This is a genomic window from Philodulcilactobacillus myokonensis, assembly GCF_027923585.1.
Classification (GTDB): Bacteria; Bacillota; Bacilli; order Lactobacillales; family Lactobacillaceae; genus Philodulcilactobacillus; species Philodulcilactobacillus myokonensis.
Window position 1 is genome coordinate 476,932 of sequence record NZ_BRPL01000002.1, and the last position, 13,493, is coordinate 490,424.

At 37.0% G+C, this 13,493-nt stretch carries 12 protein-coding genes and 1 riboswitch; of the genes, 8 read left to right on the forward strand and 4 right to left on the reverse strand.

Translation table 11 applies throughout. The features are described 5' to 3' along the window. The first annotated feature begins 192 nt into the window (after positions 1 to 192). The 3 genes from WR164_RS02485 to WR164_RS02495 are packed head-to-tail and all read left to right on the forward strand — an operon-like array spanning position 193 to position 4,046. Complete coding sequence (locus WR164_RS02485; RefSeq protein WP_286135989.1) at positions 193 to 1,302, forward strand: YibE/F family protein; 1,110 nt, start codon at positions 193 to 195, stop codon at positions 1,300 to 1,302. After that, entirely contained in the window at positions 1,299 to 2,072 is a 774-nt protein-coding gene (locus WR164_RS02490) for a YibE/F family protein (protein WP_286135990.1), read from the forward strand. Before WR164_RS02485 ends, WR164_RS02490 begins: the two co-directional genes overlap by 4 nt. Before the next feature lie 6 nt (positions 2,073 to 2,078). Then, on the forward strand, positions 2,079 to 4,046 hold the full coding sequence (locus tag WR164_RS02495) for a S9 family peptidase (protein WP_286135992.1): 1,968 nt from the start codon (positions 2,079 to 2,081) through the stop codon (positions 4,044 to 4,046). Between the two features lie 69 nt (positions 4,047 to 4,115). Here the strand turns inward: WR164_RS02495 and WR164_RS02500 are convergent, their stop codons facing one another. From WR164_RS02500 to WR164_RS02515, 4 genes are all read right to left on the reverse strand, one after another. Beyond that, complete coding sequence (locus WR164_RS02500; RefSeq protein WP_286136888.1) at positions 4,116 to 4,775, reverse strand: VIT1/CCC1 transporter family protein; 660 nt, start codon at positions 4,773 to 4,775, stop codon at positions 4,116 to 4,118. 77 nt (positions 4,776 to 4,852) lie between these two features. Further along, complete coding sequence (locus WR164_RS02505; protein ID WP_286135993.1) at positions 4,853 to 5,533, reverse strand: VIT1/CCC1 transporter family protein; 681 nt, start codon at positions 5,531 to 5,533, stop codon at positions 4,853 to 4,855. 181 nt (positions 5,534 to 5,714) lie between these two features. Beyond that, the gene (gene dapF, locus WR164_RS02510; protein WP_286135994.1) at positions 5,715 to 6,698 is read right to left on the reverse strand and encodes a diaminopimelate epimerase; all 984 of its coding nucleotides are present in this window, start codon (positions 6,696 to 6,698) and stop codon (positions 5,715 to 5,717) included. Between the two features lie 13 nt (positions 6,699 to 6,711). Then, entirely contained in the window at positions 6,712 to 8,064 is a 1,353-nt protein-coding gene (locus tag WR164_RS02515; RefSeq protein ID WP_286135995.1) for an aspartate kinase, read from the reverse strand. Between the two features lie 196 nt (positions 8,065 to 8,260). Next, positions 8,261 to 8,449, forward strand: a riboswitch (Lysine riboswitch). A gap of 137 nt (positions 8,450 to 8,586) precedes the next feature. On the opposite strand from WR164_RS02515, the gene lysA reads away from it, so the two are divergent. Genes lysA through dapB form a run of 5 tightly spaced genes read left to right on the forward strand, consistent with a single transcriptional unit; the run spans position 8,587 to position 13,482 of the window. Beyond that, positions 8,587 to 9,891 (forward strand): diaminopimelate decarboxylase, encoded by a 1,305-nt coding sequence (lysA, locus tag WR164_RS02520; RefSeq protein ID WP_286135996.1) that lies wholly within the window; start codon positions 8,587 to 8,589, stop codon positions 9,889 to 9,891. 14 nt (positions 9,892 to 9,905) lie between these two features. After that, a complete protein-coding gene (dapD, locus tag WR164_RS02525) occupies positions 9,906 to 10,616 on the forward strand; it encodes a 2,3,4,5-tetrahydropyridine-2,6-dicarboxylate N-acetyltransferase (RefSeq protein ID WP_286135997.1) in 711 nt (236 codons plus the stop codon). Between the two features lie 4 nt (positions 10,617 to 10,620). Next, positions 10,621 to 11,772, forward strand: a complete 1,152-nt coding sequence (locus WR164_RS02530) for an N-acetyldiaminopimelate deacetylase (RefSeq protein ID WP_286135998.1) — start codon at positions 10,621 to 10,623, stop codon at positions 11,770 to 11,772. A 9-nt stretch (positions 11,773 to 11,781) separates the two neighbouring features. Then, complete coding sequence (dapA, locus tag WR164_RS02535; RefSeq protein ID WP_286135999.1) at positions 11,782 to 12,702, forward strand: 4-hydroxy-tetrahydrodipicolinate synthase; 921 nt, start codon at positions 11,782 to 11,784, stop codon at positions 12,700 to 12,702. Beyond that, a complete protein-coding gene (gene dapB, locus WR164_RS02540) occupies positions 12,703 to 13,482 on the forward strand; it encodes a 4-hydroxy-tetrahydrodipicolinate reductase (protein ID WP_286136000.1) in 780 nt (259 codons plus the stop codon). It begins immediately after the preceding gene. Positions 13,483 to 13,493 lie beyond the last annotated feature (11 nt).

Sequence of the window (13,493 nt, forward strand, 5' to 3'; positions counted from 1 at the left end):
TTTATCTACTTCTTTTCATAGATACAAAAAACCCACCATTATATTATGTAAAATATGTGACGCTAATGTCAAATTACTTAACTAGGTTATGAGAATATGTTAATTTTACCTTAAGCCAGATAGGGTTTAATGATCGAAAAAAGTAGTGAATTATATTAGGATAGAGACTAAGCTAAAATAAAAACAAACGAGATGAATAGCGTGAATGAAGTAATCAAAAAGTTGCCAATTAAAATTATTATTGGTGCTTTAGTGCTGGGATTCATTGCCATTTTTGGCACTTCTCACGATGAATTTTTATACCAGCAGCCAATTTTTAAAGTTGAAAGTGTTCATAATGGTAATCGAATGAAATCCAGCGATGAATTTCATAATGCTGATTATCAGATTAACCAGAAATTAAATGGAACGATTATGAATGGTAAATTAAAGGGAAAACATTTAACGATTAACAATACCTTTAGTCATTCCGGTGCAATGGATCGTGAATACCACGTTCATAATGAAGCATTTATTAGTTATCATCAGCATGGGCAAAGTACGATTAAAGATTATAAGCGTGATGTTCCGATTGTCTTTCTAGTCTGGCTTTCGATTAGTCTATTAGTGATTTTCTTAAGGATGAGCGGTGTTTCAGCGTTATTAAGTATCATTGTTAATAGCTTCTTGTTCTATGATTCGGTTTTGATTAATTACCAGACGCAGGGAGACCAGGTCTTATTCCTATTTGGAACGTTAGCAATTATATTCTCTGCAATTACTTTGTGGCTGATTTTAGGATTTAGTCGGCAGATGCTGACGACTTTGTGTTCAACAATTGCTGGAACCCTCGTTTCAATTGTCGTTAGTTTAATTGTCTTTACATTTACCCATGAGCATGGGATGTACTATGAATCGATGCAGTACGTTACCCAGTTGCCCAAGCCGCTCTTTTTATCTGAAACATTGATTGGATCATTAGGAGCTGTGATGGACGAGTCAACGGATATTATTTCATCATTATTCGCACTTAAATCCGAACGTCCGCAAATTTCTAGGAAACAAATTTTCTTATCTGGCCGGCAAATTGGTGCTTCCATTATGGGGCCGTTAGTAAATGTCCTATTCTTTATTTTCATGGGAAGTACCTTGCCACTCGCACTATTATTCTTAAAGAATGGCAATAGTATTGGATATTCATTTTCAATGAACATGTCATTAGGCATCGTTCAAAGCTTGATCAGCGGAATTGGAATTGTTGCTGCGGTTCCGCTAGCAAGTTTATTTGCTAGTTTGTTTATCAAAGGTGGTGCTAAAAAATGAGTACGATTACAGCCTTAGGAATCATCCTATTATTAATGATGGTTGCCGTCGGTGGTAAAAAAGGGGTTCAATCATTTTTAAGCCTGCTATTTAACTTTGGTTTTCTATACTTTGCCATCATTCTAATGGCGTATCACTTGCCACCGTTGCCGATTACGTTAATTGTTGGCATCATTATATTGTCTTTGACAATTTTTCTTAGTGGAACCGACGATAACGCAAGCCAATCAGCATTTATATCATCACTATTTGTATTGATCCTACTGATTATTTTGATCATTCCAATTGAAAATTGGGTTCAAGTCCAAGGCTTTGGCATTGAGGATAGTGATGATTTAGAAGGAATGTCTTTGCTAATTGGAATTAAATTTATTAAAATTGCAATATCAACTGCGATATTAAGTACTTTAGGTGCAATTGCAGAAGCATCAATGGCAATTGCTTCAGGATTGAATGAAATTGCAGAACAGCATCCAGCGATTAAACCACGCCAATTATTTATCGATGGAATCTCAGTTGGTAAACAAATTATTGGAACCACTTTAAATACGTTGTTCTTCGGTTTATTTGGTGGATCGTTGTCACTGTTTATTTGGTTTGCCGGTTTGCATTATTCATTTGGAAACATTATTAACGATAAAGTTTTCGGAGCTGAATTTATTATTATTATGTTTTCATTGATTGGTGTAATTATTACAATTCCGATTACTTCGGCGGTGATCTCAAGAAGATTTGCTAAAAGAAAATCCAAATCTCAAAGTAAGGGGTAATGAATTATGAAGCAAGGCGTTCAGATCAATGATTTATATCAATTGAAGACAGTTAGTCATCCCGTTCGTTTTGGCGGTTTCTATTTTTTCAGTGAAAACGGCATGGATGCAGCTGACAATCAATACACCAGTGTTATTATGAGTGTTGATAATGATTTTAGGGTTCATCAATGGACTGCTGGCTGTTTTGATAGTCATCCCGTTTCGAATGGCAATGATCTATTCTTTATTCGCAAAACTTCAACGGGGAATCAAGTGATGCAGATTGATTTTGAACATCAAAATGTTAAAAAAATTACAAATGGTTTCCCAGTTTCTGATTTACATGCTTCAGATGATGGAAAATGGTTGATTTATAAAACCACTGAAACAAATGAATCACCTAAGTTTAAAACGTCTCAATTTCCACCAATCCGATATGTTAATAAGCTGAATAATCGAATTGATGGGATGGGTTGGTTACCAAATCACGTCACATACCGTTTGCATACTTTAAATTTACAAAATCACCAAAGTCAGGTTTTATTAAAACAATCTGAGCCGTTTGAAATTAAATCAATTAGTTCCGATGGTAACCAAATTGTTTATCTTCAAGCTAACCATCCGGAAATTAAAAATGATTATGACATCAGTAAGGGTGTCTATATTTTTGATCGTGAAAGCTTGCAAGTTACTTTTGTAACTGAAAAATACGATCAGGGCATCTTTCAAGATGCATCTTTTTCAGCCGATAGCCAAAAATTAGCATTAGTTGGTAATAATAATACGCACTATAACCAAACGGTCAATGATCTTTGGGTTTATTCGTTATCTGATTATAAGCTTAAGAATATGACACATGCCTTGGACGATGTTGATGTTGGATATGAAGGTGGCATTTCAACTGATTTACTGCAACAAGCTAGGAATCATGCTGTTTTATGGATTAATGCCCATCAATATGTTTTTCATGCTTTTCACCATGGTCATAGCCAGCTTTACACCGGTAATGAACAGGGTGTGAAATTAATCAAAGATGATTCAGAAGATATCTATGATTTAAACGTTTTTGATGAAAACAATTTGATGATGTGTATATCTGATCAATCACATCCGTCTAAACTAGGAATTTTTGATTTATCTAAAAAAACATTTGAACCGGTATTTAATCCAAATAATAAGTATGAACAGGATCATCATTATGCAACTTCTTATGCTTTTAAATTCAAGACGTTTGATCATCAAACGGAAGGTGGTTGGGTCTTGATGCCAAAAGTTAAATCAAACCAAAAGGTACCAGTGATTCTATACGTGCATGGTGGGCCGCATGCCTTTTATGGTGAAACTTTCTTCCATGAATTCCAAGCTTTGACATCTAAAGGGTACGCAATCGTCTTTGTCAATCCGCGGGGCTCAACTACTTATGGTCAAAACTTTCAAGATGCTGTTAATGGCCATTATGGTGAAGGTGATTATCAAGATATCCTATCCGGATTAGATGCGGCCTTAGGTCAATTTAATCAACTGGATGCAAACCATGTTGCAATTGTTGGTGGATCATACGGTGGGTTTATGGTCACATGGGCTGTTTCCCACACCAATCGTTTTCAAGCTGCCATTGCTCAACGGCCACTAGTTGATTGGCAATCACTCTATACCACTAGTGATATCGGTAATCGCTACGTCCGGGAAGAAATGCAAACGGATTTATTTAAGGACCCGGATGCACGTGACATTTATTGGCAACATTCACCATTAGCATATGCAATGAATGTTAAAACCCCACTGCGAATTCAGCATGGCGAATGGGACATGCGCTGCCCAACGAACCAGAGTGAGGCATTTTTCAATGCAATTCAACAAAACGGCGTTAAAAGTGATTATTTAAGGTATCCACAGTCATTCCATGGGATGTCTCGAAATGGGCTGCCTAATTTGAGGATTAGGAGACTGGAAGATATCTTAGAATGGCTTGACCGTTATTTAAAAAATTAAATTAAAAATTAAAACAAAAATGAGCTCATCAATCATTGATGAGCTCATTTTTGTTCATTTGAGTTGGAACTATTTAATTAGAATTCCTAAAGTATAATGGATGATCATCGTAATAATTCCGATAATGATATTTCTGATGATGGCTTTCTTGGTTAATCCATTACCAAGTTTAGCACTTAAATATCCGGTTAAGCCAACACAAATGATGACTGCTAGAATGGTTCCGGGCCATTCGATTGATACCGGCAATAGTGACATTGCGACTAGTGGTAAAATTCCGCCTAGTGCTGCCGAGAAAAGTGATGAGAAAGCAGCATTCCAAGGATTCATGTAATGCCCCAGTTGAAGATTATATTTGACACTAACCATGGTGGATAGTGGTTGGGTGTCTAATAAATTTTGGGCAATATCCTTGGCGGTCTGAGCAGTAATCCCCTTGCTAGCATAATAATTTTGAACGGTCTTTAATTCACCAGCAAAATCAGTTTTCAAAAGATGTTTTTCAGTGGCAACTGCGGACTGTTCAGTATCTTGCTGGGAACTAACTGATGAATATTCACCGGAAGCCATTGACAGGGCACAAGCAAGTAGATCAGAAAGCCCAGCAATGAAAATGGTAAAACGATTAGTCGTTGCAACGGCGACGGAAAAGAGGACCCCAACGACGGTTAGGATTCCATCATTTGATCCTAAGACACCGGCACGAAGGGTATTTAATTTTTCACCCATCGTTTGTTTGGCTTTTTTAGTTGTATTTTGATTTGATGCTAAAGCTTTATTATCAGACAAAATGGATTCCTCCTTTTTTAAAGCATATGAACAATATTACCAATGACGTATAGAACAACCATTGTGAAAATTCCAGAGATGACATTTCGAATCATGGCTTTAATTTTATTTGCATTCCCAATTAAAGCGGCAACGTAACCGGTAATTGCCAGGGCAATTAAAACGGCAATGAAAGTATAAATAATACGCATGTTAGCTGGTGAAAGTAAGATGGCAGCTAACGGTAAAACTGATCCGGTTGGAAATGAAAGCATTGATGCGATGGCAGCAGCATATGGACTGGTGAAATCGTTGACGTTAAATCCAAATCGTTCACGAACGGTTGTGACTAGTGGATTACTAGTCATCATTTCGTTAGTTGCCCGATTAGCTAATTCCTCTTTAATACCCGAATTCATGTACTTATTTTTAACAAAGGTGTATTCTTGATTATAGTTGTTCCTTAAATTCTTCTTTTGGGTCATCACGGCACGACGTTGTGAATCCTTTTCAGTATTAACTGATACATATTCACCCATGGCCATTGAAACGGTTCCGGCAAGCATGCCGGCAATTCCAGAAATGAAAATTGCAAAACTTGATTCGGCAGCTCCGGCAACACCAATAACAATTCCGGCAACGGAAACAATTCCATCGTTGGCACCCATCACACTAGCACGGATGATATTGATTTTTTGACTAAGTGTTTGTTTCTTCATAATGAATCTCCCCAAAGTTATTATTTGTTTAGAATGATTATCAACTAAAAACAATTATAATCTATTGAACGGAATTTGTAAATAGAAACGACGAAAAATGCTCTATAAATTTCCTCTTTTGCAAGGACAATTATAGAGCATTTTTTTCATAAGTATAATTTTTAATATATTATTTTAAACTTTATTTTTTAATGGTTTTCACAAATTTTTGGTAGGCATTTTCTTCGCCGGTACTTTGAATTTTAACATTATTTTTTGACACATCAGCATTGTGCAAATCATCTTCATCAACGTCAACAACATCTGTAAAAGTGGCGTTACCAATTAAATTGATCCAGTATTTGCCATTTTGATGGTGAACATTGGTTTTAACCATGCCACCAGGATTCTTGACCTTAATGATGTGATCGTAATCGCCGTCATTAGGGTAATTTAATAGGAATGCTAATGATGTTGCTGACATACCAGTTCCACAGGCATTAGTAAAGCCAACCCCGCGTTCGTAGGTTTGGACGAATAATTCGTTGTGGCCTAATATTTTAGCAAAACTGACGTTAACCCCATCTGGAAAGTAGGGGTTCTTGCCATTTAACTGTTTACCCAATGGCCCTAGTTTCTTAAAATCATTTTTATTTTTCACGAAACTAATTAAGTGTGGATTAGGAAGTGCAATCGCAGTGAATCTTAAATCAGGGTCAAAATTTAAAATTTTACGGTTCATAATTTGATCAGTTTCTAAATGGTCAAATGGAAAGGCTTCTTTATTAAACTTAACGGGCGAAATTTCAACACTGAAAGCTGGAACGTGGTCTGCAAGATCTTTTTGCTTACTAACATCTAAATTGGCAGTAATGGTTTCAACCTTAAATTGATCTTGGTGGTGCTTTTCAGATAAATATCTAGCAATGGTTCTTAAACCATTTCCACACATTGAAGCTTCACTACCATCGGCATTGATGACCCTCATTTGGCCAAGTGCATCTTGACTACCGGCGTGATTGACCACTAAAACTCCATCGGCACCTCCTAAGACACCGTTATCAGGGTTAGTAATATCACGTGCTAAGTTACTTAATTCATTATCGCTTAATTGATTTTTTAATTGGGTCTGGTCTAAAATAAAAAAATGATTTTCAGAACCATGGACCTTTAATAGTTTTGTCATTATTTTTCCTCCGTTATTTCATAAATTCATTATAAATCCGGATGATGGCTTCGTCCGCATCCTCCGTTTTAGTTCCAATCATCATTGAAATTTCAGATGCACCCTGGTTAATCATATTAATACTGATCTTTTTATCAGTTAGGGGTTTAATAGTGCGTTCCAAAGCACCAGGACGGTTTTTCATGCCTTCACCGACCACCATGATAATTGCGTAGTCACTGATCCATTGCATATCATCTGGATGCAGTTGTTCCTTAATATCATGGCACATATTTTTAATGATTTTGTCATTAAATTGGCGGTTATCAAAGACAACGGTTAAATCATCAATTCCGGATGGCATGTGTTCATATGAAATATGATATTTATATAAAATTTTCAATAGTCTTAGTGTAAACCCAATTTGCTTATTTAATAAGTATTTATGCAGATAAAGAGCAGCAAAATGTTTAGAACTAGCCACTCCGGTAATAACGTGAGCTGGTTTGAAGCATTTGTCTGGAACAATCAAAGTTCCAGGTGCTTTCGGGTTATTGGTATTTTTAACGTTGATGGTAACGTTTCCTTTAATTGCTGGGATGATTGCTTCATCGTTAAAGACTGAAAATCCGGCGTATGATAATTCACGCATTTCACGGTAAGTCATTCTTTTAATTGGGACCGGATGGTGAATTAGATTCGGGTTAGCAGAATAAATGGCATTCACGTCGGTAAAATTTTCGTAGGTTGGAACATTTAAACCGCAAGCAATGATTGATCCGGTAATATCAGATCCGCCACGGGCAAATGTTGCAATTTGATGGTTTTTCGTAAACCCAAAAAAGCCTGGAAAGACTAATTTTTCATCATTGAATTTTAATTGGCTTAAATTGTGATAAGTTTGATCTAAAACGGTAGCATCGTTGGGATGGTCACTAACGATAATACCGGCTTCACTTGGATCAACAAAGCGGGCTTTAATACCCAAATGCTTTAATACTTTAGTGAATAAGCGAGCGTTCATGCGTTCACCGTGGGCTTTAAAAGCAGCCATTAAATAATGATTATCTGGATAATCATGGTCTGGTAATGACTGAATAATTTTTTTAATATCATCAATTTTTCCACTTGGCAACTTAAAATAATCTGCAATATCTTGATAACGTTTAATAATTGCTTGAACTGTTTTTTGAGTAGATTGTTTTTTAATGGTTTGATTAGCATATTGAATTAGTAAGTCGGTAACTTTGATGTCACCATTAAATCTTTTTCCCGGAGCAGATGTAACAATTACTTGGCGCTGTTCATCACTTTTAATGATGTTAATGACCTTTTGAAATTGCGGTCCATTAGCTAATGAACTTCCGCCAAATTTTACGACTTTCATTAAACAAAGCAACTCCCTTAATCATAAAAGTTTTATTAAAGTGAATTTTATCATTTTCATTTTGTTTATCAACCTTAACATGCAAAATAAATGTGCATCTTTTCTGCCATATAGTAGTAAAAAAGAATTTTTAATTAGAAAATTAAATTTTACATTAAAAAACAATTGACTTAAATGAGAAAAAGTTATATTCTGTTTGTAAAGAAGAGGTTGCAACCGACATTAGTAAATCAGCCCAGTGTGATGTAGACACGATGATAGTTGATTGAAAGGGAAGGCTGCCGAAGCGCTAGGATAATGCAAATCCTAGTAAGCTGGGACGTAATTAAAGAAGTTACGGACTGTCACAGGCACAAATAAAAGCCTGTGGGGTGCTTCCTACAATATGAATCGAATGATGTTTAATAAATTAAAAGGATTCATTTGTTTGGATGTACCAAACAAATGAATCTTTTTTTATTGTCATTTTAAAGCATCAAAATTCACAATTAGCCATGATCTATTTTTGGAGGTTATCAATTTATGTTAGACGCTAAGTATAACGTTAATGATCAGGGTCATCTTACGATTGGTGGGATGGATGCAATTCAACTTGCTAATCAATTTAAAACACCACTAGTTGTTTATGACGTTGCCCAAATCAGAAATCAAATCCATCATTTTCAAAAGGTTTTTCAAGATAATGATGTTAAATATGCAATTAGCTACGCAAGTAAAGCCTTCGCATGTTTAGGGATGTATCAAGTTGTTAATCAGGAACATTGCCACATTGACATTGTTTCCGGTGGTGAAATGTATGCAGCTTTAAAGGCAGGCTTTCCAGCCAGCAAAATGAGCTTTCATGGGAATAATAAATCGAAAGCCGAATTAGAAATGGCAATCGATCACCATGTCGGATTGATCATGATTGATAATTTTCATGAAATAGATTTATTAAACCAAGTTTTAAAAAATAAGGATGCAAAAGTCGATGTGATGTTGCGATTAACACCCGGCGTTTCAGCTCATACCCATGAATATGATCAAACTGGCCAACGTGATAGTAAATTTGGCTTTGATTTAAAGTCAGGCCAAGCCGACCAGGCACTTCAAAAGGTAATGGCAAGTGGCCGAATGAACTTACGAGGAATTCATGCCCATATTGGATCCCAAATCTTTGAAGTCAAAGGTTTTGAGATGGCAGCTCAAAAATTAGTTGAAGTTGCCAAAAACTGGCGTGATAAATATGACTATGTTCCAGACATTATCAACGTCGGTGGTGGATTTGGCATTAAATACAATGAAAATGATGATCCAATTCGACCAGAGGATTTTGTCGAAGCCATCATTAAAACAATGAAAGATAGCGTCAAAGATGATGGATTACCAATGCCTGAAATTTGGATTGAACCAGGTCGATCGATTATCGGTCCTGCTGGCTATAACTTATATACGATTGGATCAACTAAACGGGTTCCGGGAATTAAAACCTATGTTGCTGTCGATGGCGGCATGGGTGATAATATCAGGCCTGCATTGTATCAAGCTAAATATGAAGCAGTTTTAGCTAATGATCCCAATGCTAAACCGGTTGAAGACGTTAGAATTGCCGGTAAGTATTGTGAATCTGGCGACATTTTAATTCAAAATCAGCCGATGCCTAAGTATCATCTGGGCGACGTTTTAGTAATGTTTGCCACTGGTGCTTATGGGTATGCAATGGCTTCTAATTATAATTTAAATGCAAGACCAGCCGTTGTTTTCGTTGAAAATGGCAAGGCTAAGGTTGTTATTCGCCGCGAAAGTTACGAAGATATGATTCATTTAGATAATAATTATATTAATTAAAGGAGAATTTTAATATGCCAAAGATGGATGCACAATCAATTATTAATTACATTTCTAATTCAAAGAAGAAGACCCCCGTTAAAGTTTACATTAGTGCTGACATGGGAAAAATTAGCGTTCCGGATAATGTGAAGGAATTTGCTAGTGATAAGATGGGAATTCTATTCGGCGATTGGTCTGATATTCAACCGGTTTTAGAAAATAATAAGGATCAAATTGACGATTATGAAATTGAAAACCATGCTAGAAATTCCGGTGTCCCGTTATTAAATCTTAAAAATCAAGACGCCAGAATTGAACCAGGTGCAATTATCAGAGAAAAAGTTGCGATTGGCCATAACGCCGTTGTCATGATGGGTGCCATCATTAACATTGGTGCTGAAATTGGTGATGATACCATGATTGATATGGGGGTTGTTATGGGCGGACGTGCCATTGTTGGCAAGCATAGTCATATTGGTGCCGGTGCAGTTTTAGCTGGGGTAGTTGAACCCGCTTCTGCTAAACCAGTTCAGATTGATGATAATGTCTTGGTTGGTGCCAATGCAGTTGTCATCGAAGGTGTCCACGTCGGTGAAGGTGCCGTTGTTGCCGCCGGCGCAATTGTTACCCACGATGTTGCTCCTCATACTTTGGTTGCTGGAACACCTGCTAGAAAAATCAAAGATATTGATGCTAAGACTAAATCTAAAACTGGTTTACAAGACGCATTAAGAAAGTTGTAATATGATGAAAACTTTAAGTGAAAAAGAGTTAATTCAAATCAGAAGGCATCTGCACACTATTCCTGAACTAGCCTTGCATGAACATCAAACCCATGATTATTTAATGAAGGTGATTCAAAGTTTTGACCAATCACATTTAACGATTAAAACTTTTCAACAATTACCAACTGCAATCATGGTAAGAGTAGGTGGCAGTAATCCCAAACGAACGGTTGGCTACCGAACCGATATTGATGCTTTGCCGGTTAAAGAACAAACCGGATTGCCATTTTCATCGCACCATCAAAATATAATGCATGCCTGTGGACACGATATTCATATGACCGTTGCTTTGGGTGTTTTGAACTACTTCTCAATTTATCAACCGAAAGATAATCTACTTTTCTTCTTTCAACCAGCTGAAGAAAGCGAGTACGGTGGTAAACGAGCCTATGAAATGGGACTATTTCATGATGAATGGAAACCAGATGAATTTTATGCCCTTCACGATAATCCGAACTTACCTGCTGGCGCCATTGGTTGTCGAATGGGAACCCTGTTTGCTGGGACAACCGAAGTTAATGTTGATTTGATTGGGAAAAGTGGTCATGCTGCGTACCCACAAGATGCTAACGATATGGTTGTTGCCGCTGCTGAATTTATTAATCAAGCTCAAACCATCGTTTCCAGGAGTATTAATCCGATTCAAAGTGGCGTGGTTACGTTCGGTAAAATGGAAGCTGGTACCATTAGGAACGTAATTGCCGGTAAAGCCCGGATTGAAGGTACCATTCGTGGACTTGACCAAGCAATGATCAAACGAATTGATCAGCGTCTAAAAGATATTGGCGAAGGAATTGCTAGGAGCTTTAATTGCCAAGTCAATGTGGGCTTAAACCAGGGTGGTTATTTACCAGTTCAAAATAATCCTAAATTAACCAAATTCTTTATTCATCATATGCAATCAGATCCAGCCGTTAACTTTATTGCAACTAAACCAGCTATGACCGGTGAAGATTTTGGTTACTTACTATCTAAATTTCCTGGAACCATGTTCTGGTTAGGAGTTAACGATACTTCACCACTACATTCTGCCACTTTTAATCCGAAAGAATCGGCAATTCAAAAGGGTGTGAATGCAATTGTTGGTTTCATGCAAGATCGCATGGATCATTAGTAAGGAGATATGAATATGTTTGAAAATGTTGATTTAATGACAGCGTTAGTAACTCCTTTCAATGATGATAACCAGATTGATTATCAATCACTTGAAAAGTTAGCCAACCATTTAATTAATACCGGTAGCCGTGGCTTTGTCATTGGGGCTACCACTGGTGAAACGCCAACTTTAAGCATGGATGAAAAGATTGAATTATATACCAAATTTAGTCGTATAATTCACGGTCGGGTTCCAATCATTGCAGGTGTCGGTACTAATAATACTGCTGAAACAATCAAATTTACCCAACGGGTCAGCAAAATTAAAGGAATTAACGTTGCCCTAATTGTCGTTCCATACTATAACAAGCCTGATCAACGAGGGATGATTAATCATTTTACCAAGGTTGCCGATGAAGGTGGAATGCCAACCATGATATATAACATTCCAGGGCGGACCGGTAAGAAGATGGATAATGATACCATTATTAAATTGTCTCATCACAAAAACATTATCGGTGTTAAACAGTGTGGAACGATGGAAGACATGGAGAATTTAGTAGAACATGTTGATAAAAATTTCATGATCTATAGTGGCGAAGATGCCCAAGCATTATTTGCTAAAGTAATTGGTGCAAATGGTGTGATTTCGGTTGCATCCCATATTTATGGACCTCAGATGCGCCAAATGTACGATGCAATTGAAAAGGGCGATGTCAAAACTGCTGGGCATCTTCAAAGATTACTGACTCCTAAAATGGCGGCATTATTTATGTATGCATCACCAGAACCAACTAAAGCAGTTTTGAATGCTCAGGGTTGGAACGTTGGTGGCTGCCGTCTTCCATTAGAGTCACTTAATAATGAAGAAAAAGAAAAATTGGCGAACCGATTAGGGTTAAGCCAGGATGCACTATTAAAATCTTTACCAAAGGAGCTGAAGCTTTAAATGATTAAAGTATTAGTAGCAGGATTTACCGGTGCAATGGGTCAAAAGGCCGTTCACATGGTAAATACAACGGATAATTTTAAATTAGTGGGTGCTTATGCTCCATCAGCTAAGAAGATTAACCGAAAGGACTACCATTTAGATGATGATGTGAAGATTTATTCTTCATTAAATGATATTGATAGTGATGCCGATGTTTGGATTGACTTTACACTACCTAGTTCTGTTTATGAGAACACTAAGTTTGCCATCCAACATCATATTCAGCCGGTAGTTGGTACTAGCGGTTTATCAGATGATCAAATTAATTCACTTGTTAAGCTATCAAAGCAGGAAAAAGTGGGTGGCTTAGTTGCACCTAACTTTGGGTTATCAGCAGTTCTATTAATGAAATTTGCTCAATCTGCAGCGAAGTACTTCCCAGATGCTGAAATCATTGAAATGCACCATGGGGACAAAGCCGATGCACCATCTGGAACTGCTTTGAATACTGCTAAATTGATTGATCAAGTTAGACCACGTCATGAACAGGGTGCTAAACACCCCGTTGAAACTTTGAAAAATGTTCGTGGTGGTGACTACCACGGAATTAGAATTCACGCGGTTAGATTACCTGGTTACATTGCCCATGAACAAGTCTTGTTTGGTGGACCAGGTGAAGCTTTGACCATTAGACAAGATTCATTCGACCGTGGCTCCTTTATGAAGGGTGTTAAGGTTGCAGTTAATAAAGTCGATTCATTAGACCACTTAATTGTTGGTTTAGAAAATGTTTTATAGAAATTAGAAGG

Excerpts from the sequence above, each read along its gene's own strand:
- dapB (WP_286136000.1), top strand. The coding sequence starts at position 12,703 with ATGATTAAAGTATTAGTAGCAGGATTTACCGGTGCAATGGGTCAAAAG.
- WR164_RS02495 (WP_286135992.1), top strand. The coding sequence starts at position 2,079 with ATGAAGCAAGGCGTTCAGATCAATGATTTATATCAATTGAAGACAGTT.
- dapF (WP_286135994.1), bottom strand. The coding sequence starts at position 6,698 with ATGACAAAACTATTAAAGGTCCATGGTTCTGAAAATCATTTTTTTATT.
- dapD (WP_286135997.1), top strand. The coding sequence starts at position 9,906 with ATGCCAAAGATGGATGCACAATCAATTATTAATTACATTTCTAATTCA.
- WR164_RS02485 (WP_286135989.1), top strand. The coding sequence starts at position 193 with ATGAATAGCGTGAATGAAGTAATCAAAAAGTTGCCAATTAAAATTATT.
- WR164_RS02515 (WP_286135995.1), bottom strand. The coding sequence starts at position 8,064 with ATGAAAGTCGTAAAATTTGGCGGAAGTTCATTAGCTAATGGACCGCAA.
- WR164_RS02530 (WP_286135998.1), top strand. The coding sequence starts at position 10,621 with ATGAAAACTTTAAGTGAAAAAGAGTTAATTCAAATCAGAAGGCATCTG.
- dapA (WP_286135999.1), top strand. The coding sequence starts at position 11,782 with ATGAATATGTTTGAAAATGTTGATTTAATGACAGCGTTAGTAACTCCT.
- WR164_RS02505 (WP_286135993.1), bottom strand. The coding sequence starts at position 5,533 with ATGAAGAAACAAACACTTAGTCAAAAAATCAATATCATCCGTGCTAGT.
- WR164_RS02500 (WP_286136888.1), bottom strand. The coding sequence starts at position 4,775 with ATGGGTGAAAAATTAAATACCCTTCGTGCCGGTGTCTTAGGATCAAAT.
- WR164_RS02490 (WP_286135990.1), top strand. The coding sequence starts at position 1,299 with ATGAGTACGATTACAGCCTTAGGAATCATCCTATTATTAATGATGGTT.
- lysA (WP_286135996.1), top strand. The coding sequence starts at position 8,587 with ATGTTAGACGCTAAGTATAACGTTAATGATCAGGGTCATCTTACGATT.